This is a genomic window from Burkholderia sp. BE17 (assembly GCF_009362305.1).
Classification (GTDB): Bacteria; Pseudomonadota; Gammaproteobacteria; order Burkholderiales; family Burkholderiaceae; genus Burkholderia; species Burkholderia pyrrocinia_C.
Genome location: NZ_WHNU01000019.1, coordinates 44,311 through 70,428, shown reverse-complemented (window position 1 = coordinate 70,428; position 26,118 = coordinate 44,311). Strand labels below are relative to the sequence as shown.

The window sequence follows — 26,118 nt, the reverse complement described above, 5'->3', positions numbered from 1 at the left end:
TCGATCTTCGGTAGATCAGATCTTGCGCTCTCGCTCCATATCACTCACTGCTGGACCGCCGCGCTCTTCAGCAGCCGGCCAACAAGGTCCGCACTTGCCCTTTCGACGGCGAGCGCCTGCAGTTGCTGCTGAATTCCCGGTGACGCGGCTTCGACGGCTGGCACCTGCGTCAACCAATTCGTCGGTACGTTGATGTTCAGTGCTTGAGACGGACCACGTATATCCCTGCGTCCTGCGCGCTCGCACTGAGGCTGTAGTTCGGAGGATTCACATACGACGCGCCTTGAACCAACGGCTTGTAAACCGTGGGCCCGCTAGAATGATCCGCGAGCTCGATCACGGGCGGGTTCGGGCTTGGCGTAACGTTGGTCGTGAAATTGAGCGTCAGCGTCGCGGAAGTCATCTTGTGAAGATCCCCCTGCCGCACCTCAATACCGTAGATGTAGTCTGCGATCGCGCCGGCAGACGATTGATCCATCTTGCCCAGGCACACCGTCAGATCACCTGTTTGGCCACTTGCGGGTGTCTTCAGCGTCAAGGTCGCGATTCCGTCGTCAGTCGTAAGGTTGACGTTCGCATTGGCGACCGCACTGCTGTTCGAAATGGTCAGCTTCTTGAAGCCATCCGTGCAAGCAAACGTCGGCGTCCCCGACGTGGTTTGTGAATTCGAACCGCTCGCGCCGTTGCTGCTGGTCGCAGTTCCACCGCCATCGCCGTTCCCACCGCCACACGCCGACAGCATAACCGCCGTACTCATCAGACCAACCAAAACCAGTTTCTTCTTCATTTTTTACCTCTCTATTTATAAGTATTCCAGATTAAATAAGCAACATCCGATCTGTTCTACGTGGCTTACGTTTGCCGGCGTTGTTCCTGCATAAAAAGGCGCGGTGACACTGCGTACCGCGCAAAGCGTCTAGACACGGAGGGGAGCCTAGACGCGACCAACCAGCCTCGAAATGTCAATCGAAAGCCACCCGCCGCTTCCGCTTCACGATAATGCGTGGTTCGGCAGCAGGCACGGGTGTCCGCTCGGGTGTGGACGGCTCGACGTACACCTGTCGCGCCTTCTCCATCGCGCGGCGCTTTCGGTTCAACCAGGGATGCCGCGGGGGGATACGGTTCGACCGTGGATCGTCCGCGATTTCATTGTTTAACGGTTGCTCGTCTTCCACTGCTCGATCTTTCTAAGGGCACCTGGAGGCGCAATTTCATCCTTTCTTTAGCTCGCTCGATCAACCAGCAGGACTCTCGGCGCTATCAGCACATTCTCGGGCTGCGGGCACCGCAACAGGCTCCGTTCGCACACGCTCACCATCGACAATCAGCCTCCGAACGTTGAGCCGAAAATATCCGGATCTGCGGACAGCAAAGGCTTCGTAGTCTTTGCCTGCTTGCGGCACGAACGTACCCGCTGCATGTTCGCGCGGCGTCGAGAACACCACGCCGCCCGTTTGCGATGTTCCGCCGGTATCGAGCGTAATCGTCAATGGCTCGTTAGCCTTGATCACGTATTCGTCGTAATAGCGGTAGGCATCTTCCGGGACAGGCATGCCGATTGTCGTGTTCGCGAGATTCAACATGCGAGGTCTCGCGACCCACATGCCGCGATTCGCGAAACTAAAAGCGTGCTTCTTCGGCTCGCACTCTGTATTGAAATAAAAATGGGTATCGGTCCCGAAGTAGACACGAATACGTGCGTCACTGGCCGGATCGTAGGCAACGCTCTGCACTTTGTGCGATGCGCAGCCCGCGAAGAGGACGCAAAGCCCAAGTGCCGATAGTGTGTTTCGGAGCATGACGGATTCTCGATACGACGATCTTAGAATTGCGAGGTAAGTTGGAAGCCAACCATTACCCGAGCAGTCGGGAAGCCGGACGGTTTGTAGACCGGCGTGCCGGCAAACAGGTCGTATCCGTAAGACCCGAATCGCGTACCGATGCTTCCCTTCACGCCGATGACAGCGCCAGCCAACTGCGTACCGACAAGCGCGATCGGCTGAGGCCCCCACACGCGCCCATAATCCAGCCCGGCATACACCGCTTGACCCGTCTGGCCAATCGGCATTTGCAACTCGTTACGCCAGTAGAAGCCGCGCGCTGCCGCCAGCATCGTTTCGCCGTCGAAGCCGCGCACGGTGTATCGGCTACCGATGGTCATGTCGTCGAGGTAGTACAGGGTGTTCCCCGTGTACTGGCCGTGAATCGATCCGACATAGCGGAACGGCTGTTTCCCGATCGCAAACGGCACCGAAAGATTCGCGTCGAGCACCGCCATCTTGAATCGATAGGTCGGGCCGCCGTCGACGGCCAGTATGTCGTCCTGCGCGCCGAGCCCACCAACGCCTTGACGATAGGCCAGCGTGCCGTCGAACTGCGCACCGTCGAAGTAGTGGCGATCGGTGAGGCCAAGCTCGACAATCGTGTTGTTGCGGCGTTGCTGCGTGATTTCCGTGTCTTCGATGAAGCTCTGGCCGAATCGCCGCGACAAGCGAACATATCCACCGAACACATCGTCCTGGCTACGCGCGAGCACACGGGCCAGCTTGAAATCGACGGTCTTCGAGTTACCGCTCGCGATGAACGTCTGATTCACGCCTGCAATCTGCTGGTAGTACGTGTTCGTGTACCCTGCGAGCGTGGCGGTCCAGTAACCCCATGGAATCGAATAGAAGCCGTTCCAGCCGTGCGAACCAAGGCGCTTGTCGCCAAGTTCAAGGTCCTGGCTCACGCCGACGTTGAAGATGTCGTTCAGGCCGAGCGGGTTATCGATGCCGATCGACAGGTTGCCTTGCAGCTTGCCGGTCGCGCGCGTGCCCGAGTTGTCGATCGATGCCACCACAGTCCACGGTTTGCCGCGTTTCACGTCGAGCACGACATCGCTTTCGCCCGGTACGTCGCCCGGAACGATCTGCATCGATACGTCTTGACTCTGTACGCGCTTCATCTGCTCCAAACCTTGCTCAAGGTCGCGCAGGTTCAACAGTTCGCCGTCGCGCGTCGGAAACGCGGTTTTCCATGTGCCGCGCAGTTTTTCATCGGCGAAGCGCACGTGTCGGATCACGCCGGGAATCAGCGAGACTTTCAACGTACCGGACGACAAATCCTGTTCGGGGAGCAGCACGCGCGTCGTGATGTACCCGCGCGAAAGAATGTCTTGCGACAACGCTTTGACAAGCACATCAAGCCCTTGCTTGCCAACGCACTGCCCCGTGTAGTGTTCGAGCCATTCACGTGCGAACGCGAAGCGATCCATCGGCAGTACGGACGCGCCCTGCGCTTTCACGCCGTCCGGCAGCGAATCGGGAACGTCGACCGTGAAACGATCAATGCGGAAGCACGGTGTTTCGGTCGGAAGCTGTGGATAGCCTGCACTCGCCGCGACACTCGAACGAACTCCCGGCGCGGAAACGATTCGTTCACGCTCGCGCGCCTCCTCCTGCTGACGAGCCTGTTGTTCGTTACCAAGCGGCTGTACCGATTGTGCCGTCGCACAGGTCGATGCGATAAGCAACGACCCCGCGACAAGGCTACCCCCTCGGATTTTCTTCTTCATGTATTTGATTCTCTCGATTACGCGTACCGCGTGACCATCCAGACCCCGATCAGGATGACGACAGCGCCGACGACCTGCATCGGCCGCAACAGGTGTTCGTGTAACGCCGTGAACGACAACACCACGAGCATGGAAATCGCCACCATCGTCGGATACGCAACGCCTAGCGTTGTTTTGCGCAGCGCGATTGCGTAAAGGAGGAACCCGACACCGTAGGCACCTATGGCTGCCCCGCGGGCGATCCATGGCAACACGCTCGACTCACCAAGTGCGATTCCCTTGAGCGCCGCAACTCGGAGCAATATGCTCGCGAGACCACCGAAAAAGCCACTTGCGACGACGATCAGCCAGTTCACCGCACGGCCTCCGTCACGACTGCCACATCCGGCCGCGGCCTGGTGCTTGTGTGGATGTCATCGGATGCGCCCGTGTTCCCGTCAAAAATCATATTGAACCGATTCGCGCCATGGAGCGCGATCAGCACGATGGCGGGAAAGACGACCGAAAAGTTTCGCGCCTCATCGCGGTAGCCGAAAAAGAAGAACAACACCAGCACCGGCAGGAATGCCGCAAAAAAATAGATACGGTATCGATGTGGCGTCGCGCGCCACGCCGAGCCGAAGAACACCGCAAGCGGGACAAGCATCAGCGGATTTTCGAGACTTGGCGTAAAGATGCCTTTGCCGATCAGGTTGTAGAACGACAGGTACGACAAGGGATTAAGCCAGAATTTCAAGTTATCCCAGACGTGAAATTCGACGAAACCACCAGCATTCGCGTCATAGCCGCTCATGATGAAATGGCGAGTGCCCACGCAGATCACAAGCTGCAGCACCAGCCAACCGACTCGTTTCAATACCGGAACGTCGCGCTCGTGCAGGAAAAATAGCGCAAGCGGAACAAGGAAGAACGTTTCCTTGTTCAGGGAGAAGATGGAAACCATCAACGTGCATGCCAGCATCCGCTTCGTCAACAGGAAATAGCACGCACCGAGTACGCCGAGTAGTTCGAAAAAGTCATAGTAGTAACCGCCCTGCTGAAACGTGAGCGGATAGACGAAGCCGAACGCCGCCAGAAAGCCAACGGATTGCCCGAAGTTCAGGCCGTGTAGTCTGGCCAGCTTGTAGACCAGCAACAGCGCGAACAGCGTCGACAACACGATCGCGATGTACGTCAGGTGATAGACGAGTGCCACGATCGGTGTCCAATATTCGTCCGGCACACTTGTGAAATAGGCGTTGTGCAGCGAATCATGTCGTTTGATCGATTTGAAAAGCTTTTCCTGCTTTTCCTGCCCAAGCCGCTCGGCTACCCATTTTGCGGCTCGCGGGAACGACGAGCGATAGACATATGGCTTCGGTGCCTCGCCGTTCATCATGCCGACGAGGCTGTAGCTGGTTGCAAAATCCCCTTTCTGGTCGTCACGAAAACCCCACTTCAGCAACATGCTGTTGGTGATGTTTCCCGCGCATACGAACAGCAGCACATAGACGATGGCGAAGCGGCAGAACGCCAGCACGCGGTTTTGGTTTTTTTCTGTCATAGGAACTGTGCCGCTCACGGAGCTGGCAAGAAGTGAGCGGCCAGCACGATCACCACCATGATGCAAAGCATGCTGAAGCTACCGCGATTCTCGAGAATATGGACGATCGGATCGTCGTGCATCGCGCCACGCACTGTTGCGATCCATAGACGACCGAACAGGTAGATCAACCCGATCTGCACGAACCAGAGAAGGTGCGGAATCGTGTAACGAGCTACCGTTTCCGGGGCGTTGATGAACAGACCAAACACGACCACCGCTGCAAGAGAAGCGCCGATGCCAAACGGCCAAAGTACTTCGAGGTCACTTACACGATAATCCCGGCCTGCCGTCGCACTTTTGTCGCTCTGGCGTAAAAGCACCAACTCGGAGCAACGTTTCACGAGCGCGAGGCTGAGAAATGCAAAGATGGAGAACGCGAGAAGCCATCGGCTGACCATGATTTCCGCTGCGACCGCCCCCGCGACGATTCGGTAGGTGTATAGCAGTGACAAGACGACCACATCGAGTAGCACCACCGACTTCAAGCGCAAACTGTACGCGGTCGTGAGGAAGAGATAGAGCGCGAACATGCCCGTAAATTCCGCGGACACCGCCACCGCCAAGGCAAACGCCAATGTCAGCAGTAGCGCTGCGCACGCGATACCTTGATTGATCGACAACGCCCCGCTCGCAAAGGGACGATTTCGCTTTCTTGGATGTCGGCGATCGTTGTCCAAATCCCAAAGATCGTTGCCGATGTAGGTAGCCGACGCGCCAAGCGACATTGACAAGAACGCGAGTGCAAGCAAACCGACCTTACCGATATCGAGGAATGCAAAGGCGGTAAGCAGTGGGACGAACAGCAGCAAATTCTTTAGCCACTGGTGAACACGCAGGGCCTTGCACCATGTGGAGAACGTTGCACGTACATTCGTGAACTCGTGTTCGACGGGAACGTGGCTCCGAACATTTGCGGCGACATCCGATGAAACGCCAGCAAGCACGGCACCTCTCGCGCCAGCCCAAACCGGCAAGTCGGCTTTGCTATCGCCCGCATACACGAACTCGTTGCCGATCTGCTGGCGAATGCAGGCCAGTTTGGCCTCTCCCTTGAGATTCGTGTCATCACCGGTAGCGATGACACCATCGAACAGGCCAAGATGCGTGCTCACACGCTCAGCGATCGAACAATGTGCGGCAGTTGCAAGCACGATTTTTCGCCCGCTCTCACGTTCTCGCGTGAGGTAATCGATAAGAGATTCGCGATACGGAAGCGTTTCCGCTCGAAAATCGGCATGCTCTGCGACCTTAGCCTTGAACGCAGCGCGACCGCCCGCGAGCCAGAAAGGTAGGCGCAGTAGGTTCGCAGGTTGTCGCTTGACGACACGTATCACGGATTCCATCAAGGTATCCGAAACCGTCAACGTGCCATCCAGATCAACGACGAGCGGAAGTTTCTTGGTTTCTCGCATTTCTTTTGATTCAACTTAAATGGGGAGCCATGCCACATATATTCGTCATTTTTCGCCCGAAACTCCCGCCCCTCGTCGAATACCCCACTCCTATTGACTCCCTCTCAATTAGTTCGCCTAGCTGTATCGTGTTGCTGCCGCGCCTACCGATCCTGTTCCGTGTTCGCACGTGCGGCGGCGGCCCGGTCTTCCGGTGTCACCGTACCGCTCCGTAAGTAGCTCGGTCGGCCTCAGGGAATCTCAATACCTATGCGCAGTTCTTCAACTCAGTCTTTGCAGTATCCAATGTTTTAATAAACTCATCGAGACTGAACTTCATCTCCACACTTTCCGGAAGAACGTACAGATCAACCAAAAATTCAATTCTCATTTGATCATTTCCGTTCTCTTTGTCGATGATGCACAGTCTTTGCCCGCCAAAGCTGACTTCCGCCATAAGGTGTTCGTGTTCCATGTCACTAACGAAATCAATGTTAAATGTCGTCATCGTATTCACCTTATCTCCGAGGGTCCAAAAGTCCCGAAAACGATCCATCTGCATTAAAGCGTATCCCTTGCCCGCTGGGGAGGCGGAACTCAACGCCACCGCGTGAAAGTCCAGTGCGAGTCGTCGCCGGATTGCTCAGAACTCCTTTCACGAACTCGCTCGCGGCCGCATTCTTTTCAGGAATCGAGCCAGTGAGCGGTTCAAACGTCCCGCCTGCGCGGCCAGAATGCTTGTCCCATGCTCTCGCAGCCGCCGACAGACCAGAATCATTGTAGGGCTGATCCGCTGCCTTTTGATAGGCGCTCATATTGTCATCAAGCGCGCCGCTCATTGAGGTCCGGCTACCCGATGTGCCGGGCAACAGCGGACCCGATGTGCCTCTCCTGATTCCGATCGGGGCATCGCCCCCGCCACTGAACATCATTGATGCGATTGCCGCTCGCAACGCTTGCTTACTACCGATGACCTCTTGAGGTGTCATCAGATTTTCGACTGATGCACGTTGAATAACCTCCATCCAGAGCGCGCTAAGATTCAATGCCTCCTGATTCGACAGATTCCCTTGCGCCTCCAGTGCGTTCAGTGCGGCAATCTGTGCGTCAATGTCCGCTCGCGTAAGCGCTCCCCTCGGCTTTCTCAGTGCATTCGCTACGCCTGTCGCCAGCGTCTGCATACGCGGCGTCGTGCCCTTCACGAAGTTCATCGCATTGTTCTCAGTCTCGATCAAAGCTGCGGCGGAAGTCGCCGCCGCATCTCCGCCCAAAGCTGCGGTTGTGCCAGCCACGATCGATTCAACCAGCCGCTCGCGTTGCAGCTTTTCCTCATTGGTCAACGTAGATGCCTGCGTACCGTTCAGGCTGTCCAGCAGGTTGTTCAGAACCACGCTCGCCGCCGCGCCAGCCGCACCCGCGCCGCATTCCTTGCCGCCTGCTGCTGCGCCGGCGCAGCCGACAAGTGCCTGCAACGCTGTACGGGCAGTCTCGCTATCGAGCGCGTCAGCAACACCCTTTACTTGTTCGGTCGCAAGACTCTGGAAATAATACGCAGCCGCGCTCTGTACCATCGCACCGGCCGAACCAGTAACGCTACCGCCGGCCGCCATCGTGATAGCCGTCAATACTCTGCGTCCGGTTCCCCCCTCCAACCATGTCGAATCATCCTGAATGGTCTGCGTCAACTGCGCGATTTTTGCCGCGTCTTGTTGGTCCTCCGGCTTCGCCCTTTCTTTATCCAGGGCCTTTTGTGCGGCGTCCGCTTCGGCCGCACGGTTCTGGATAAACGTCCCGGCTTCACTGATGAAGTGACTCGTAATATCGAACCCAGCTTCGATCTTGTCCTTGTCGAAGATCGGTGCGAGCGCACCGCCGGTATTTGACGTATCGCGATTGACGCTCGCGACCGCTTCATCGGCCGTCTTGCCTGTCAGTTCCTGTTGCTTGGCGGTGTCGGTAATCGTGAGCGAACCACCGCTGATACCGCTACGTGTCGTGGAATTAGCATCGCCCGAAGCACCAAGGGCAACCGGAGGCTGCGCGCTCCAACCGCCGGAGCCATAGCCGGCAGAAAGCCCCACTTGCGACGCATCGTAGGATGCATGGTTCTCAATATCGCTCGTCGTCAGTGTCGCTGTCGTCAGGCTGTTTGCGCCGTCTTGTACCGCCTTGTCGCTACTCGCGATCACACCGCCCTTGAGGTCAGTATTGCCCTTGACGTTGACTTGGAATCCACCGTCACCTGCCTTGATGCCCGATTGCTCGGATACTGCGGCGTAGTCGCTGTGCATCTTTTGCTGACTGAAATTCGCCGACCCGCTCGAAGTTCCGTAGCAGAACGGCGGTACACATACGCTTATCGATACGCCTGCGCTCTGTTGCTTCGAATCGTACTTGCTCGTGTCTTGCAGGCTCTGAACATTCAGATTGCCGCCCACATCGGCCACGACTTGCTTGCCGGATGCGACCGCGCCAATAAGGTTGGTATCGCCACCAGATTCCAGAGTCAGCTTGTTACCCGCCGCGACGTGCGTATTCGTATATGTCGTATCGCTTCCGTTGCCGTTGCCCCGATTGCCGGAAACACCGAGCTGGAAAGACAAGCCGTTTTGCTGACCGACACCCAGTGTCACACCGATACCCGCGCTCGATCCACTGCTCGTGCTGCGCTGGCTATCCGTGTTCTGTGCAGCCTGAAGGTTGACCTTGCCGTCCGCCTTCAGCGTTGCATCGTTGCCGGCGCTGATCGTGCTGCCAACAACATCAATATTGCTGTTAGCGCCTGCGCCTGTTGCGGTAATGGAAACGTTATGAACGGCCGCGACCGTGCTGCCAACAGCAGTGCTATATGACGCAGTCGAACTGCTATTGCTGTGGCTCGTACCAAGAGACACACTGACGCCCAAATTCCCGACGCCGTTCCCGGTTTGCGCGACTTGATCATAGGCGTTCTTCGCAGCCAACCCTGTTGTTGCAGCCGCCAACGCGTCGAGTCGTGCATCGCCCTTCGTGCGCTGGACGTCCTTCCCCATCTGGATGCCCGTTTGCACGGCGGTAACAATCGTGCCGCTCAGACCGGCGGTGATACCCGTCTGGCTAAAGGATTGCTGCTCGCTCTGTGACCCTGTGTTCTGAGCTGAATCAATCTTGACCGTCTTGCCGCCAACGTTCAGGTCGTTGCCAGCATGCAGGGTGCTGCCAGTCACATGCACATCGTTACCGGACGTGATCGACAAGTTGCCGTTCAGCGAGCCGACCATGCTGCCGACATTCGCAACGCTCGTAGCTTGCTGCGCATCGGTAGTCTTGCGCACACCGATCGTATATCCCTGCAGGCCGCCGTCGAGCTGGTTCAACGGATTCAGACCGGAAAGGAAACCGTAATCTCGTTTTTCGTAGTAGCTCTGTGCGTCCTGCGTGTCCTGCGAAGTCGTGATTCTGACGTTACCCATGGCATCGAGCTTCACGTCGTTGGTGCCAACAACGTTACTACCTTGAATGGTCAGATCCTTACCAGCGTGCACCTGGACAGTATCGCCCGACAGAGTGCTGCCAACGCCGATATTGGATTGCGTGTTTTGCATTCCATCCGTTGTCGAGCCGCTGACGAAACTACCGCGCTTCGTCTGCACGTCGCGGTAGTTGTAGTGTTCTTCACGACCTTCGTTCATCGTGACGTTGCCGGTCGCGTTAACCGTCACCCCGCCCGGCGTCATGCTGTTGGTACCCGAAGTGACCGTCGAACCGGTCAGCGTGACGTTACCCTTCGTAGCGTCCCTGGTGTTGATCGCCGCAAGTCCCGCATCGTGTCCAGCCGAGAATGTCGTGCCGATCGCAGTCTGATCATAGGTGTGGTCGACTTCCTTCCGCGCCCGACCGTCGACTGCAACGTTATTCAGTTGGTGTTCGTCGGTGACCGTTGTGGCCGTCAGGTTTCCGCCCGCAGAAACCTGCAAATCATTGCCAGCGGAAACGGACGCTCCCTTGAACGTCGCATCGTTGCCACTGACCATCGTCAAATCGCCACCGGCACTGATGCTACTGACAACGTTCGTCGTCGTAGATTCTTCCCAATGCCGCTGGTCGTTCAGGTGCATCGATTGGTTCGTGGTCGACTGTACCGTATCGACGTTGACATCACGTCCGACCGTCACGAATGCCTTCGTGCCGGCTGACAGATTGGCGCCGTGGATCGTCAAATCGCGCCCGGCATCAATAATGAGGTCGCTCGTCGCCGCGATCGTCCCCTGTTGACCGAGCAAGGTTTGGCTAACCTTGCTAACCCCGGATGTGCCGTTCACGCCTGCTGCGTCAACCAGCGTCGTATTGACAATGTCCCGGCCAGCCAACACGGCAACACGGTTACCGGCAATTAGGCCCGACGCGTTCACAACATCATTAGTCGCAGAAACCACTGTGGTACCGGTCTTGCTGTCGCTCGAAATCGTGCCGCCGCGATTCAGGATATCGGACGCTGTCAGCACGGTCTTCGAACCACCCTTGATGACGCCCGAAACCGTCGCGCTACCGGCCGCATGGATTTCCACATCGTCGGCCGAGATCAAACCGCCCGTCGGTTGCAGGTCGTTCGCGTGGGTCTGCGACATATAGACGACAGGGGCCAGCACATGCGTCGTGCTGCCGTCAGGCAGCGTAACGGTCTGATCGACCAGCCACACGATATCGCTCGTCAACGCGTCCATTTGCGCGGCGGTCAGCGCCATACCGGGCACCAAGCCGAACGACTTCGCGTAGTTCGCGCCGTTGGTCATCAGCGCCCGATACTCGTCTTCTGCGCTATCGTAGCCCGGCAGGAAAGTACGCCCCGTCAATTGGGTAACTTGGTTGCGCACCATCTGCTGCTCGTACATGCCGTCGCCAAGACGCTTTTCGATGCTCGCGGGATTCAGGTTCAATTGCCCGAGCATGTAATCGCTCGAGATGAACTTTGTGTACGTCGTCAAGCGCGGATCGGTGACGACCAGATAGGGCTGGCCCGGCGTGGCATGAATCGAATACATACCGCTCGTCGGCAACGTGATCGGCAGTGCGCCCGTCGAACTCGCGATCGATTGCAGTGCGGGGACCGTCGTCGTGCCGCTGGCGGCGCCGACCTTGTTCAATGTGCCACCGGTCACGCCTTGATTGGCCGCATTGTTGCCGAGCGTGCCGCCCGTTGCACCGGTCGCAGAGTTCTGCGCGGCGACGTTCTGGTTGTTGACGTTCTGGCCTTGGATGGTCACCGACTGGTTCGCGATGATCGTCCCGCCCGTGCCGCCGATCGCGATCGGCGTATGGACGACGGACGGCTCAACGATCGTGCCGCGATCCTGCGTAGTATCTTCGTTCCATGCGTACATCGACACGATGTTGTCGGTCTGATACTGATACAGCGTCCGACCGACGTTGTTCACGTTCGTGCCACCGTAATTGCCGCTGCCAACGGAACCACTTTGCTGTGTGCTACCGATTTGAATCGACTTGCCGGCCGTGATCGCGCTGTAGTTGTTGTTGATCGTCCCGACGTTCGCCATTGTGATACTGCCGCCTGCGACGAGCTGGGCTTGCGGCGCCTGGCTCGTTACCACGTCTTGCTCGGTCGTGGAGGTAGTATCGCGCCAGATTTCGACGCGCTGATAGCCGTTATGACCGTCGCTGCGCGTCTTGTATTCCGTATCCGGGACGTAGTTGACGTGCGGATCGTATGCATCCCAATAGTTGACCGTAACGGAACCGTCCGCGTTGGTCGTCAGCGTGTTGTAGTAAATCGTCTGCTGCTTGCCGTTTACGTTCACGACCAGCACCTTGTCGGTCGCATTCGGTCCAGACGATTCCGATACAACCTGCGAAGGGCTATAGCTTGAAGTGAGCGCCGTTTTATAGCCGTTCACCCACATCGCTTGCGAGCAGCCACCGTTCGGGTCCGCATTCATCGTCGCGCAGACGATGTATTTCTGACGCTTGGTTTCGTGCGTGGTCGTCGTACCGGTCGTTTGAGTCGTGATGGTCGGCGCGGGACGTGTGTTGGTGAACGTACCGGCCGCGATTTCAACATTGCCTTGCGCTTCGATCGTGGATTGATCGTTCAGTACGTTCTGCGTGCGGTTTGCCAGCAATCCGTTGACGTCACGTTGGCCGTTAGCGGCGATATTGATATCGCCAACGCTGAACAGGTTCGCGCCGCCAGTGTTTGACAGTTGGTTCGTCGCGTACAGATTCAGTTCGTTGGCGGCAGCAAAGACTGCGGCGGCACCGGTATTGGTGATCGTGTTCGCGTTCGACGTGACGTTGTAACCGATGACGGTGCCCGTGTTGTTCATCGTGACGCTGTTGGTCACGACCGTATCGCCTTCGATGCGTCCCGCGTTGTTGATCGTGCCGCCGTTGGCATTGACCGTCGTCGTAGCGGAATTCAGATCCGCACCGGTCTGGTTGTCGACGTTGGCCGCGTTCACGGTCAATGCGCCGTTGGCGTCGATGGTGCCTTGGTTCGTCAGCTTTCCGGACGTAGTGAACGCCAAATCACCGTTCGCATGCAGCTTATTCGCCGCCGTCTGCGTGTAGTCGCTCGCGAGCGTGATTGAACCGTTACGGCCCGCGACGATGGAGCCGTCGCCAGTCAGCGAGGTCGCGGTCAATGAGAGGTCTTGATCGCTACCGATCGCGCCGCCCTGATTCGACAACGCACCGGTCTGGATCAATACGCTACCGCCGCTGTATAAGTCGTTGCCAATCTTGCCCGACGCGTTGTCGATGGACATCGTTTGCAGTGACAGCACACCGTTTGCGCGTACCGAGCCGCCCTGATTCGCAAGAGCCGCATTCGCGCCATTCAGCGTCAGATTGTTCGCAGCCGACAGCACGCCGCCGTTGTTGTTCGCGTTGCTACCGACATTCAGCGTGAGGTCATGGCCCGCGACGGTTTGACCGCCTTGGGCGTTCGTGAGGGTCTGCGCCGTGAGCGTAACATCGCCGTTCCCGCCAATCGTCCCCGCGCCGGATTTGCCGGACGCATTGGTGTTCGTGATCGACGCGCCACCGTTGATCGTCGTCGCACCCGTGCCGATATTGGCAATGCGACCGTCACTGTTATCGATGCTTGCGCCGGACAGCGTGAGCTTCGAAGCGGTGCCGTTCGCCTCGATCTGACCGCCGCTATTGCTGACCGCGCCTTGCGCGGCGATTGTCAGATCGCCGTTCGATTGAATCAGACCGGCCGCGTTCGTGAGCGCGCCATTCGATTGCACGGAAAGCGACTGCGCAGCGAGCAGCGACCCGTTCGAATTGTCGATACTGCCGCCAGATACCGAAACTGCACCGTTACCGCCGATCGTGCCGCCTGCGGTGTTGGTCAGGGCGTTCGCGGTCTGTACCGACAGCGCGCCCGCGCCGATCTCCTTCACAGAACCGCCATCGTTCGCCAAGCTGTCGCCCGTGATCGTCAAGCCGTTGCTCGCTTCGATCGTGCCCGAACGGTTGTTGATCGCACCTTGGGCATTCAGCGTAACACTGTCGGCTGCGATCGAACCGCCCGCGCTGTTGTCGAGCGATTGAACACCAAGCTTGGCCTGTCGCTGCGCGGAAATTGCACCGGCTTGATTGGACACCGCAGCAGCGGTCAGCGCGAGCGCGCCGTTGGTCGCAATCGACCCGCCTTGGTTCGAAAACGCACCGGTCCCGATCGTCAGCGTTCCGTTACCAGCGTGCGCAATCTTGCCGTGATCATTGATCAATGTGGCAGGCGTGAGGCTCAGATCGACGGAATTCGTTTGCAGGATGCCCGACGTGTTATCGAGCGTGCCGCTAACAGCGATCGTGGTCGGGTTCGTTCCGGTCTGCGTGATCGTGCCCGACCGGTTCGAAAGATCGGTTGCCGACAACGACACTTGGCTTGCCTGAATCGAGCCCGCGCTGTTGTCCAAATTGGAGGCATGGACGTTTGCCACCGCGCCCGCGGAGATGCTGCCCGACGCGTTAGCCAGGTGCGAGCCTGCGTCGATCGTAACGTTCTGGGCCGCCGACAGCGTGCCGCTTCCATTATCGAGCGATTGCGTAGCGACCTTCAAATCGGTTTGCGCGCTGATCGAGCCGTGATTGGCGACGCTACCAGCTTGAACCGTGACGCCACCATTGCCACCGATCACACCGCCTTGCGCGCCGTTAGCAGTGGTGCCCGATGCATTCGTCAGGGCTCCGGTTGTCGTGATCGATACACCATCGGTGTTGAGCGACGTCACCCGCCCCGCCGAGTTGTCGAGCGAGGCCCCGCCAACAGTGAGGCCTGTTGTACTCTGGATAGTCCCTTGATTGTTGGCAATCGCGCCGCCGTGCAGGTCAATCGTGCTCTGCGACACCAGCGTGCCGCCCTGATTCGACACTGGACCTGCCGACTGCACCGACAGCGGCCCCTGCGACGACACCTTGCCACCTTGGTTCGAAACGCTTCCCGCCGTCAGCGTGGCGCCGCCCTGGCTCGACAGATTGCCGTGATCGTTGATGAGTGCCCCGGCCGCCTGCGCATTGAGCCCGCCCTGCGCGCTCGTCGTCGCATTGGACAGGTTCACATCGCCAGCAGTCGCGGTCAGGGTAAGGCCACCGTTCGCGCCGGTATTGCTGCCAGCCAGATTGACGCCGTAGCCCTGGAGCGTTGCATTGCCGCCCGCGATGTTCTGACCGGTCGCGTTCAATTGACCGGTCGTCGTGATTTGCAGGTCACCGCTTTGCGTGACAGCACCGTTGCTATCCACGCCTGCGCCGATTGCACCGCTCGAATTCAGCGAACCCGCATTCACGCCCACGTTGTGCTGCGCGGCGAGGGTGCCGGTGTTCGTCAGGTCCGCGCCGGTATTCATCGATACCGATTGCTGGCTGTATGTGGTCCCGCTGTTCTCGATACCACCGGCCGCCGTTGCATCAATGTTACCGGTCGCCGTCGTCTTGCCCGACAGGACGAGTCGACCGGCCGTTGTGAGCGTCAGGCCCGCCGCGTCCGCTGCGATGGTGCCGGCGTTGCGCACACCTACGCCCCCCTCAGTCCCAACCAACAGAATTCGATTGCTGTACATTCCGCCCAATTGCGCGACATCAATTGCGACGGCAGGAGCGGCACCTTCGCCTTGAATCGGAGTAGCGGCAAGCGTGTCGTGGTTGACCTGATTCGCGCCAGCGATTACGCTCAGGTTGTTCGCATAAATGGCGGCGTTCGCCTGTACTGCTCTTGCAATCAGATCAACACTATCGACATTCGATGCGTTCAGGCCCGCGCCTTGTACCGTGATGAGGCCGCGCGTCACACTGAAACCTGCCAGCGAACCGTCTGCATTCAGGTTCGGCGTGCCGGTCGTGAGAATTGCACGCGAGGTGTTGATAAAGCCCCCGCCATCGACCACCAACCCAGCAGGATTGGAGATAATCATTTCGGCACGTTGGCCGGCAATCTCGACGTAACCTTTCAGTTGTGAAGGGTTCGAGCTGTTGACCTGATTAATGATGATCTTGGCCGAACCGTTCGGACTGAGGTTCGGGTTACCGTTCACGTACCCCGCTTGCTGTGTGCTCGTTAGCGTGGGTGAGTTGTTGACGATAACGCCTTGTTTCGGTACGTCGAACTGCGAATAGTTATTCAGCGACACGCCCGCGCCGGACGGCTTGGTGATGTTGACCTGTTGGAGCCCGTTTTGCGTCTGGATCACGGAGGGTGCGTTCGCGCCGGCGCCCACGACTTGGGCGGTCGCCCACATCGGTGCAACGCCGGCCGCAATCAGTACCGCGAAGGCGGCATGGCGCAAAGCGAAGCTCGCCAACGCACTCGACACGCGATTGGCAACGGCACGCGGTGCCTCGCCCTTGCTGACTTTCCCCGTTGCGTGAGCGGTCTCCTCGACCGCCACCAGCATGCCGCGCACGCGGCTGAATACCAGACGATATTGGTTCTTATTCATGGATACGGCAAACGCTTCTTAGACGTCAAGCAAATGGATCGGAACGCCTTGCACAAGTACAGAGACGCTCTCTAACGTCGAAAGCAACGCTGCCGAAGATTCTCGGTACTTCAACACTTGTGATTGCGGCGGAATGGCGGCCCCTCACGCCGCAATCTACCGAAAGGTTCGCCCTCACAATGTCAGAAATTGCCAAGACCGAGTCCATCCGGGCCGTTCAGCGCCCACGCCCCGGCTCGAGAACGAGCCCGCTCTCAAATTAAAGTTTTAATCGCCAATCAAATCAATTTGACAATTAAAAACATTCCCATAAAAACTGCCACGCCTAGCCGATATTTCGATAATAAATCGCACGCTGCTACATCGACGAATTTCCAGCATCGAACCACCCTAGTTCTACAAGGGTTTTTCACAATCCGGTGCCGCACGACCCAACCCATCCATATTTTTCTCCCAGGGTCCTCAATTCGCGAAATTAATATATCCAGACGAGCAACCGGGACGCGCTTCATTGACATTTCGATGCATGCTGTTGCACGTGCCGAACCAACTCTCAGCGCAGTGATCGCGCCCATCTTCGATGTGTCAGATATGCAACAGTCTCGCGACGCGAATCGCGCTAGCGACGCTGGGCGGCATCGCACAGAAGCCGAGCGACGCCTGTACGACAAAGTCACGGATGCACTAGCCAGCAAAAAGGCATCGTCAGCTTGCATCTGGTAACGATCCGATCGCTGCATTCGCGCAAGTCAGCGGAAGGCCCAGTTCAGCGCAGCCCGGCAAAGTAACAGCCGCCCACTTCGTATCTGGCGGACCTATTTTGGATGCGAGCGGTCGCTTAATTTTCCACAAGCGCCCAGTATGCGCGGCATAATTCCTGGATTCATGGTCGCCCTCCGGCCAGGGCTCGGTGTTGGTCTCCAGCCTGTCGCCCTACTACCAGCCGCTGACCAATGCTTGAGGCTAGATTGAATCGATTGAGCAGCGGCTCAGGCAGAATCACAACCAACAACGACTACATGAACTACGGGATTCGTCCATTGCATCGTCATCTGGTCTACCTTTTCTGCACGCTATCAGCCGTGCTCTCACTGTCGAACAACGCAAACGCCGTACTGATGCCCGGCGGCATCTCGGCCGATCCATTTGCTGGACACGACAGCGAGGTGCGAAACGCACTGTCGGCAATGTCGGGGGAAGCCGGTTTCGCACAACTTCCCGCTGTCGAGAAAGCGAATATGCTCCTGCGTCTAGGTCTACGACGCCAGCAACAACGCGACTACGAAGGCGCACTACGTCTCTATGACGCGGGTCTGCTATATCTACCCAATTCAGATTCCCTCCTCGTAGCCAGAGGAAACGCCCTGCTGCTCTTGAAGCGCCCCAGTGAAGCGCTCGCCGCTGCGGATCACGCCATCGGATCTAATTCAGGAAACGTCGAGGCATACGAAGTACGCGGCCTGGCTCACGAGAAGATGCTGCAGTTCGCGCCCGCGCGCGACGCCTATAGTCAAGCGCTGTCCATTGCCCCTACACGAGTGCGTACGTTACGAGCTCGAGCACGTGCCAAGCTGGAACTTAAAGCGTATCGAGAAGCGATCGCTGACTGCGACGCAGCGCTAGATCTCGGCGATCATTCCGCATGGGTCTATTTTTATCGTGCCGTCGGTCACTCTCAATTGGATGAAAATGAAGCGACGATTGCCGATCTCACTTCCGCCATCGGTCGCGATTCTGCGTTTGCCCTCGCTTACTATAGCCGCGGAGCAACCTATCTTCGGCTTGGGAACGCGGAGTCCGCTCGCCAGGATTTCTCAACCGTGCTGGGCTTCTGGCCCCACCACGCGCAGACGTACGTGATGCGTGGGCGTAGCGAGGTAAGCAGCGATCAACTGGACCTCGCGCTACACGACTTCTCCGCCGCAATTCGCGAAAATGCACAGTATGCCGACGCTTGGTACTGGCGCGCGAAGGTTCAGTATCGGAAGCAGCAATACGGCAAGGCGATCGAAGACGATAGCGTTGCGATCAACCTCGATCCGAAACTGGCAAGTCCTCTAATCGATCGGGGTAACGCGTATGCAGCGACGGATCGGTACAGCGAAGCCATAGCCGACTATTCGATGGCCAAGCAGCTTGATACGGAGAACTTCGCTGCTTACACCAATCGTGCAATTGCCTATCGAAAGACACGCGAATATATCAACGCATTGGCCGATTACACAGCGGCGCTTCGGTTCCCGTCGACGCCGAAAAGGCAGGCATACGCATACTCGGGACGAGCATCAGTAGACGAGTCTCTGGGCCGAATGGAGAAAGCAGTGGCCGATCTGAGCAAGGCTATCGATCTTCAGCCCGACGATCCCGACCTCTACCGCTCACGCGCGTTGGACTACGAGCAGCTCGATGATTGGCTGAAGGCAATCGCGGACTTGACGAAGGAAATTGACCTCAGTCCCGACAATGCAACCGCCTACCGGATTCGAGGGGACGATCTAGTCTGGATCGACGCAGACACACAAGCCTTCGCCGACTATGCACAAGCGCTCAAGCTGCGCCCGAATCATGTCGGCGCGGTACTAAGCCTTGCTCAATTGCACTTCTTTCGCGCCGAGTTTTCCAAATCCATTGAGGCATTTACGGAATACGAGCAAATCAAGGGCGACAACGAATGGTACCCGTATGCCATCATCTGGCGGCACCTTGCCGCCACACGAATCAATGTAGATGATTCGAAACAACTGGACGAGGTAACCCGAGCGTTGACAAGCCGCGATTGGCCATATCCGATCGTAGAGTACGTTCTCGGCCGTATGGACGAAGCTACGCTTCTTCAGCATGCCCAAACCGGAGATGCACCGACGATACGGAATCAGACATGCGAAGCGAACGTCTATATCGGCGAGCGATTGTTGGGAAACAATGAAACAGGCGCGGCCCAGCCGTGGTTCACCAAAGCCGAGAATGAGTGTCCCAAAAACTTTCTCGAGCGGCAGATGGCGAGAAGAGAATTACGCCGACTACAAGCTCAACCCAAATGAGCTTGGTGGAATGAGAACACGATGCGCGACCCGACTCGAAGTTGACGACACGGCGACGAAGTTGTCACTTCTCCTCTGCATGTCCCGAAGCAGACGCGCGAGCTGCTGCCTGCCCTCGATGTTCAGTTCGCTTTTCCCATCGCACCGGTACGACCGCACGATTTCGATCTCGTGCGCCTTCGCGAATTCGGCGACGAACTGGTCCCGATCTTCAGTCGAGTAACGCCGATGGTCGGTCGACATGCGCGTGTACTGCACAACCGGATTCGTCGCGTCAGTTGTTGCTTGATCACCGGTGATTGAGTTCCGCATGATCGCGCTCCAACGAGCGACATTGACTGCCCATCGTTCGACGAATCAATGACAGTTTGATGTCCGCTCCAGGCGTCTTCGGGCAATCAATCGTTCAGTAAAACGAATAAAATGGAGGGGCGAATCTAGAAATTTTTAAATACATATCACTTCCCTGAGCCTGGCCGGTTGAGGCCGCTTCGCCGCTGCACTCCCGCATCGGCGCACCTCGCTCAGGAAACCTCGTGAACCCTACCCTCTACACTGCCGTGCTGATCGCACTGGCACTTGTTCTTGTCTCGATGTTTGGCTTCGGCTTCTATTGGCTCGCCACCAAGGACAGACGATCCGCCCCCGAAACACCGCCCCCACCCTCGCGCTCCTTCGCAACCGTCGATGGTGAACTTGACGAATGGGAAGCACATGCGCCGTATCCCGACCATGCGCTTGATGCCCTTCATGATTTCGCTCCGGCATCGTCGAGTTCTGTCGGGCCGTCTCGCACATCGTTTACTTCACCAGAGTACGACGAACACTATTTCCGATCTGTACCGCCCTCCCCCGAGACGCCGCGCGCGCCGCCAACGTCATCGACCGCCTCCGACTACTTCTCTTACGCGCCCCAGCAGCAGACGCCGGAACCTTCTTCGTCCGGCGATTCACTCAGATGCCCTCATTGCGGCTCCTCGCACATCGACACGCTCAATGTCGGTCGCAGGGCTGGTAGCGCGATCGGCAGCGTAGCCGGTGCGACCAGCGGTTTTGCCATGGCGTTGTCCGGTGCCGAAGCTGGTGCAGCAGTTGGCGCGATCGGCGGACCGGTTGGCGCTGTGTTCGGCGGACTGGCAGGTGCTGTCGTGGCCGGCCTGCTCGGCAGCGCAGCCGGTTCCGTCGCCGGCTCCGCTGTCGGCGGCGTACTGGACGACAACGTGCTCGACAACTATCGGTGCCAGTCGTGCGGCCACTGCTTCGGCTCCACACTTCGTTGAACGGCATCGTGCCATCTCTTCCGCTCAACGTAGCGCGACCGCCGATTAGCCGGATGTCCAACAAGCGTCGACGCGCAGTCGGCGCAGTAACGTCCCGACGCGTTCGCCCATTCTCAGGAAATCAACCATGCCCTCTCCCCTCGATTACCTCGCCGCCTTTGCACTCGCATTCGTGGGCGGCGCACTCGTGGCCGCGTGCCACTGCAAATACATCCGAAAGATCCGCAAGGAGGTCCCGGCCCATGCATGATCATTCCCCGTTCGACGACGAGGAATTCGGCACTACCCACTCGTCACGATCGGACGCCACTGCATCCGCGCACTACCGCCCGGGCGCAGGGCCAATCTATCCGTGTCCGACATGCCAGTCACCCCGAACGGAGCCTCGCCATGTCGCCCGTCGAATCGGTGGGACTATCGGTGCAGCGGCCGGCGCAACCGGCGCCGTCGCTATCGCCTTGTCTGGCGCGGAAGCCGGTGCAACGGCTGGATTGATCGCAGGTCCGATCGGCTCGGCATGCGGTGGTGTGGCCGGTGCGATCCTCGCCGGCCTGATCGCCGGCGCGGCTGGTTGTGCAACCGGGGCCGCCTTTGGCGAAGCCGTCGACCAAAAGATCCTCGACAACTGGCGATGCCTCGCCTGCGGGCGCACCTTCAGCATCCAGCCCCGCTAATTCTCCGTTCGCGTCATTCCCCTCACTGATTTCGTTCCGCTCGGCCTCGGCCGGGCTTTATGCACTGTGATTTTTGAATAGGAGTTTCTCATGCATCTCGTCCAATCGATGGCCTATGTCGGCGCCGAACCCTGGCACGGCCTTGGCAACAAGCTCGCCCCCAAACAACCGCTCGAAGTCTGGGCGAAAGCCGCCGGCATGGACTGGCGAATCGAAGAAGCCGAAGTGCGTTTCGTCGCTGCGGGCAATCGTAGTCTCGGTTCGATCCACGCATTTCCCGAACAGAAGGTGCTGTACCGATCCGACAACAAGGCACCGTTGTCCGTCGTGTCGGCGCGCTATCAGGTCGTGCAGCCTGAAGAGATTCTGGAGTTCTATCGCGATCTGACGGAGATCGGCGGGTTCCACCTCGAGACGGCTGGTGTGTTGAAAGAAGGTCGCAAGCTCTGGGCGCTCGCACGCACGGGTCAGTCCGCCAGCCTCAAGGGCAAGGATGAGGTCAACGGCTACCTCCTGCTCGCGACGGCCTGCGACGGCACGCTCGCCACCACGGCGCAATTCACGTCAGTTCGTGTGGTGTGCAATAACACCTTGCAAATCGCCCTGGGGAACAGTGCCGGCGCGATCAAGGTGTCGCACCGCTCTCAGTTTGACGCCACCGCCGTGAAGCGCCAGCTCGGCATCGCCGTCTCCACCTGGGATGCTTTCATGGTTCGCACCAAGGCGCTCTCCGAACGCAAGGTGGCAGACGCTGCGGCCGAAGCGTTTCTGCGCCGCGTGCTGACCTACTCGACCGCAAATCTCCCTGATCGCGACACGGTTGCCGTCAACGAGCGCGCGATCAAGGCAGTGGGCCAGCTTTATGCCGGACGAGGAAAAGGCTCGGATCTGGCGTCTGCGTCGGGTACGGCGTGGGGATTGCTCAACGCAGTCACCGAGTACGTGGATCATCATCGCCGCGCACGTAGCGATGATCACCGCCTCGATGCAGCCTGGTTCGGCGCGGGTGCGACGCTCAAGGAACGTGCCTGGGACGAGGCGATGAAGCTTGTCGCATGACCAAGCCGACCTCGCCTCTGGCCGTCGACATGCGCATTCAGATTCCGCGTGGAACCGGGTTACGGTTCGGTGGACGCTACGCCACGATCCTGCAAATCAAGCCCCAAGGTACGACTGTCCACCTCGGAAACGGCAAGCTCGTAACCTTCGCAGGCGACGCGTTGCAAGACGCATTCCGACGTACCCGTTCGACATAGTTTCCGCCCCTCCCATATTTCCCTACCTTTGGCCCGGTCAGATTCGTCTGCCGGGCCTTCTTATTTTGCGAGGTTCCATGAACACCCCTCACCCCGAGCCACCACGTACACCTAGGCCCGCGCTGAAGCTCGTCAAGACGCAGGACCTGAGCCGCGACGATTGGCTTGCCGTTCGTCGTACCGGCATCGGTGGCTCCGACGCCGCCGCCGCTGTCGGGCTCAATCCGTACATGAGCGCGCTGGAATTGTGGCTCGACAAAACCGGGCGCGCAGATGGTCTCCCCCGCCCTGATCCCGCCGATACAACGTCCCCGACGTATTGGGGAACACTGTTGGAGCCGATCGTCGCGGCCGTCTACACCCAGCAGACCGGCAACAAGGTCCGCAAGGTCAACGCGGTGCTGCGTCATCCGTCGATCCCCTGGATGCTCGCCAACATCGATCGCGAGGTCGTCGGTGTGCCGGACATTCAGATTCTGGAATGCAAGACGGCCGGCGAGTTCGGTGCGCGGCTCTGGCGAGAAGGCGTCCCCGAATACGTGCAGATACAGGTTCAACACCAGTTGGCTGTCACCGGCAAGTCTGCCGCACACGTCGCCGTGCTGCTCTGCGGACAGGCTCTGGAAGTCCATCGGATCGATCGTGACGACGCGTTGATCGGTCGGCTCATCGAACTGGAAGCGCGGTTCTGGCGGTTCGTGGAGACCGACACGCCGCCACCCGCCGATGGATCGGAATCAGCCGATCGTGCGCTGCGCCACCTGTATCCCGGCAATGGGGAAACGATCGACTTCAGCGACGACCACCGATTGTCGTCCGTGTTCGCAGATCTGGTCGCGGTACGGGCCGAAATCGAGACGCGTCAGCAGCTCGAGGCGCAGTTCAAACAAACGATCCAGCAAGCCATGGGTGACGCAATCCGGGCCGTATTCGAAACCGGCACCGTGTCGTTCAAGCGCAGCAAGGATTCGTCCGGAGTCGACCTGGCTCGCCTGCTGGCTGATCACCCCGAGTTTGGAACGCAGTACGCGACCTCGAAGCCGGGTTCCCGGCGATTTCTTGTTTCTACCTGACAGGAGTCCGATCGTGGCTCAACGCATGACAAATCTCGAATGCCTAACCGACATCATGGAGTTTTCGCGGTACGGCGCACTTGCGCAAGCGTTCGTGATGGATGTGCTCAGCAAACACGCTGAACACATCGCCAAGCTCCCACTCGACGAGTTGCACGAACAGCTCGGCGATCACCCACTGGTTAGCGCACGGGCCTGGCACGGCGTCGCTCAGGAGATCCACACGAAGCTCGACGCACACTTTTCCCGGTAGTCAGCGCAGCGCTCGCAGTTCGCTCCTCCCCTTTTCTATTCTGAGGACCACCATGCTCAAAGGTCTTGCCATCACGCCGCCCGTTGTCGGGCGCATCTCCATCGGGCGCATCGTCGAGAAGAACGGCAAACGTCTGCCCGAGAAAGACGACCAGTTCACGCTCACCACGCAAGTCCAGCAGCGCGGCGAATGGATGCTGCACCCGCTGAACGAAACGCTGCGCAAGGCAACGGCCGGCAAGCTGCGCGCAATTCCGATCCGTGTGCTGTTCAACGATCCGGATCTCAACCTGCGAGCCGAGTACTCGCTGTTCGATCGCGATACCGGGCGGCCCGTGTGTGTCGGCAACGGAGAACAGTGTCGACGTGTCACCGACGCCGGTATCGAATCGTTACCCTGCCCCTCGCCTGATGGCTGCACGTTCGGCCGTCAGGGCAATTGCAAGCCCTATGGACGCTTGAATGTCATTGTCGGGGACGATGACGAGATGGGTTCGTTCATCTTCCGCACCACGTCCTATAACAGTATCCGGACGCTGGCCGCGCGTCTGCATTACTTCCGGGCCGTCTCAGGAAATCTGCTTGCCTGCCTCCCACTGGAACTGAAGCTGCGCGGCAAGTCGACGACGCAGAGCTACAGATCTGCCATCTACTACGTCGACCTCGGTGTGCGTTCAGGGAGCAAGCTTGAACAGGCGTTGATCGAGGCGAAGGAACTGGACACGCGTCGCCGCGCGGCTGGCTTCGATCAAGCGGCGCTCGATGCGGCAGCGCGGCTCGGTTTCGCCAACGGTGCGTTCGAAGACAGTCCGGACGAACAGGCGGCCGTGGTCGAAGAATTCTATCCAGATACGACCAGCCCCGAAACCGGTGACGGCCACAGCGACGACACGACCGGAACGCCACCATCGACGTTGCGAGACAAACTCGAACGCAAGGCCGCGCTGCTCGGCGGCAAGGCGGCATGAACACGCGCCGCTGGGCGTTCGTTCTGGCGATCGGCGCAACCACCACCGCGCTCTGTCTGTCGGTGCTCGCCGGCTGGCAACGCGGCGGATCGCTCCCCGAGCGGCTCGTCTGGGTCGCGATTGGCCTGGTGCTTGTCGTGAGCGCGCACCTGTTACCCGCACTCCTCCGGGGCACGCCGTTCGTTGTCCGCTGTATAGGTAGCGTGTTATGGGGCACGTGTTTGGCGACGGCTTGCTTCGGTCACGCGCAGTTCTTCGTGACGGCGCAGCAGCATGCCGGGGAGCAACGCGCGGCGGCGGTGACAGTACCGACACCGACGCCGTCGCGTAGCCTGACGGCTGTCATGGCAGAGCGCGCGAGCATCTCGGCGCAACTTGCCACGGCGAACGCTCGTTACTGCGTCGGCAATTGCGCAACGCTGGACGCGCGCCGAACGACGCTCGGTGCGCGACTCGATGCGCTGAACGCCGAAGCCGATGAGTTGCGGCGCCAGCAGGCCGCTGCGGATCGCGTCACGGTACAACGTGACGCGTTACGCGTCGATCCAGTCACGTCGCGACTCGCCGCGTTACTCGGTACGACTGCCACGAGGGTCGATCTGCTGACGGGGCTCGCGTTCGCCGCTGTGCTCGAAGGCGTCGCCTGTCTGTTGTGGACCGTCGCGCTTCGGTTGCCGTTACCGAAGCCGTTACCCAACGTGACTGACATTTCGCCATCGGCAGTCACGGCGACGCCAGCCGTGACGCCGCCTGCCGTCGCGCCAGTCACGAACGCCACTGACATGACTCAGCCGGTAGTCATGCCCGTCACAGTGAGTCACGACGACGAGACCGTTAGTCGCAATTCCGTAACGCCGAGTCACGACCGGACGAGCGGCGGTCATGCGCCACGCGACGCCCCGGTCACGTCGTTACCGGCGACGGCTCCCATTGACGACCACCTGTCGCGACTCCTCCGGGATGTCGCGGCCGGTCTCGTCCGTCCCACGGTCGCGGATATACGCCGCCATTGTGGGTGTTCGCAATCGCGCGCGGCGGAATTGCGCCGCCAACTTGCAGAACTCTCCTCAACGGCATAGAGCCGGGCCTCGCGCCCGGCTT

General features: G+C 59.0%; 18 protein-coding genes. 9 read left to right on the top strand and 9 right to left on the bottom strand.

Features of this window, described 5'->3' with window-relative positions:
- Window positions 1-196: 196 nt before the first annotated feature.
- From GD429_RS17885 to GD429_RS17845, 8 genes are all read right to left on the bottom strand, one after another.
- Complete coding sequence (locus tag GD429_RS17885; RefSeq protein ID WP_152858474.1) at window positions 197-787, bottom strand: hypothetical protein; 591 nt, start codon at window positions 785-787, stop codon at window positions 197-199.
- 448 nt (window positions 788-1,235) lie between these two features.
- Window positions 1,236-1,799 carry a hypothetical protein gene (locus GD429_RS17875; RefSeq protein ID WP_152858471.1) on the bottom strand — a complete coding sequence of 188 codons (564 nt, stop codon included), beginning with the start codon at window positions 1,797-1,799 and terminating at the stop codon, window positions 1,236-1,238.
- A gap of 23 nt (window positions 1,800-1,822) precedes the next feature.
- The gene (locus GD429_RS17870) at window positions 1,823-3,556 is read right to left on the bottom strand and encodes a ShlB/FhaC/HecB family hemolysin secretion/activation protein (RefSeq protein ID WP_152858469.1); all 1,734 of its coding nucleotides are present in this window, start codon (window positions 3,554-3,556) and stop codon (window positions 1,823-1,825) included.
- Between the two features lie 17 nt (window positions 3,557-3,573).
- Window positions 3,574-3,912, bottom strand: a complete 339-nt coding sequence (locus tag GD429_RS17865; protein ID WP_321574683.1) for a small multidrug resistance protein — start codon at window positions 3,910-3,912, stop codon at window positions 3,574-3,576.
- Window positions 3,909-5,117 carry a hypothetical protein gene (locus tag GD429_RS17860; protein WP_321574681.1) on the bottom strand — a complete coding sequence of 403 codons (1,209 nt, stop codon included), beginning with the start codon at window positions 5,115-5,117 and terminating at the stop codon, window positions 3,909-3,911. The genes GD429_RS17865 and GD429_RS17860 overlap by 4 nt, the downstream gene beginning before the upstream one ends.
- On the bottom strand, window positions 5,114-6,553 hold the full coding sequence (locus GD429_RS17855) for a UbiA family prenyltransferase (RefSeq protein WP_152858466.1): 1,440 nt from the start codon (window positions 6,551-6,553) through the stop codon (window positions 5,114-5,116). The genes GD429_RS17860 and GD429_RS17855 overlap by 4 nt, the downstream gene beginning before the upstream one ends.
- A 247-nt stretch (window positions 6,554-6,800) precedes the next feature.
- Window positions 6,801-7,040, bottom strand: a complete 240-nt coding sequence (locus tag GD429_RS17850) for a hypothetical protein (protein ID WP_227791679.1) — start codon at window positions 7,038-7,040, stop codon at window positions 6,801-6,803.
- A 10-nt stretch (window positions 7,041-7,050) separates the two neighbouring features.
- Window positions 7,051-16,473: a hemagglutinin repeat-containing protein gene (locus tag GD429_RS17845; RefSeq protein ID WP_227791675.1), complete on the bottom strand. Its 9,423-nt coding sequence runs from the start codon at window positions 16,471-16,473 to the stop codon at window positions 7,051-7,053.
- A 1,019-nt stretch (window positions 16,474-17,492) separates the two neighbouring features.
- On the opposite strand from GD429_RS17845, the gene GD429_RS17840 reads away from it, so the two are divergent.
- On the top strand, window positions 17,493-19,514 hold the full coding sequence (locus GD429_RS17840) for a tetratricopeptide repeat protein (RefSeq protein ID WP_193727129.1): 2,022 nt from the start codon (window positions 17,493-17,495) through the stop codon (window positions 19,512-19,514).
- Here the strand turns inward: GD429_RS17840 and GD429_RS17835 are convergent.
- Window positions 19,494-19,826, bottom strand: coding sequence for a recombinase family protein (locus GD429_RS17835; protein ID WP_152858460.1), 333 nt, complete (start codon window positions 19,824-19,826; stop codon window positions 19,494-19,496). The two genes, GD429_RS17840 and GD429_RS17835, sit on opposite strands and share 21 nt — an antisense overlap.
- 224 nt (window positions 19,827-20,050) lie before the next feature.
- On the opposite strand from GD429_RS17835, the gene GD429_RS40500 reads away from it, so the two are divergent.
- The 8 genes from GD429_RS40500 to GD429_RS17795 all read left to right on the top strand — a co-directional run bounded on the left by GD429_RS40500 (window position 20,051) and on the right by GD429_RS17795 (window position 26,096).
- A complete protein-coding gene (locus tag GD429_RS40500; RefSeq protein WP_321574680.1) occupies window positions 20,051-20,794 on the top strand; it encodes a hypothetical protein in 744 nt (247 codons plus the stop codon).
- A gap of 127 nt (window positions 20,795-20,921) precedes the next feature.
- Entirely contained in the window at window positions 20,922-21,044 is a 123-nt protein-coding gene (locus GD429_RS41630; RefSeq protein WP_265334679.1) for a hypothetical protein, read from the top strand.
- Window positions 21,037-21,468: a hypothetical protein gene (locus GD429_RS17825; protein WP_152858458.1), complete on the top strand. Its 432-nt coding sequence runs from the start codon at window positions 21,037-21,039 to the stop codon at window positions 21,466-21,468. Before GD429_RS41630 ends, GD429_RS17825 begins: the two co-directional genes overlap by 8 nt.
- Window positions 21,469-21,558: 90 nt before the next feature.
- Window positions 21,559-22,527, top strand: a complete 969-nt coding sequence (locus GD429_RS17820) for a DUF932 domain-containing protein (RefSeq protein WP_152858455.1) — start codon at window positions 21,559-21,561, stop codon at window positions 22,525-22,527.
- A 274-nt stretch (window positions 22,528-22,801) separates the two neighbouring features.
- The gene (locus GD429_RS17810; protein ID WP_152858449.1) at window positions 22,802-23,797 is read left to right on the top strand and encodes a YqaJ viral recombinase family protein; all 996 of its coding nucleotides are present in this window, start codon (window positions 22,802-22,804) and stop codon (window positions 23,795-23,797) included.
- A 25-nt stretch (window positions 23,798-23,822) separates the two neighbouring features.
- Entirely contained in the window at window positions 23,823-24,050 is a 228-nt protein-coding gene (locus GD429_RS17805; protein WP_152858648.1) for a hypothetical protein, read from the top strand.
- 52 nt (window positions 24,051-24,102) lie between these two features.
- On the top strand, window positions 24,103-25,017 hold the full coding sequence (locus GD429_RS17800) for a phage capsid protein (protein WP_152858446.1): 915 nt from the start codon (window positions 24,103-24,105) through the stop codon (window positions 25,015-25,017).
- Window positions 25,014-26,096: a hypothetical protein gene (locus tag GD429_RS17795; protein ID WP_152858443.1), complete on the top strand. Its 1,083-nt coding sequence runs from the start codon at window positions 25,014-25,016 to the stop codon at window positions 26,094-26,096. Before GD429_RS17800 ends, GD429_RS17795 begins: the two co-directional genes overlap by 4 nt.
- The last annotated feature ends 22 nt before the right edge of the window (window positions 26,097-26,118 follow it).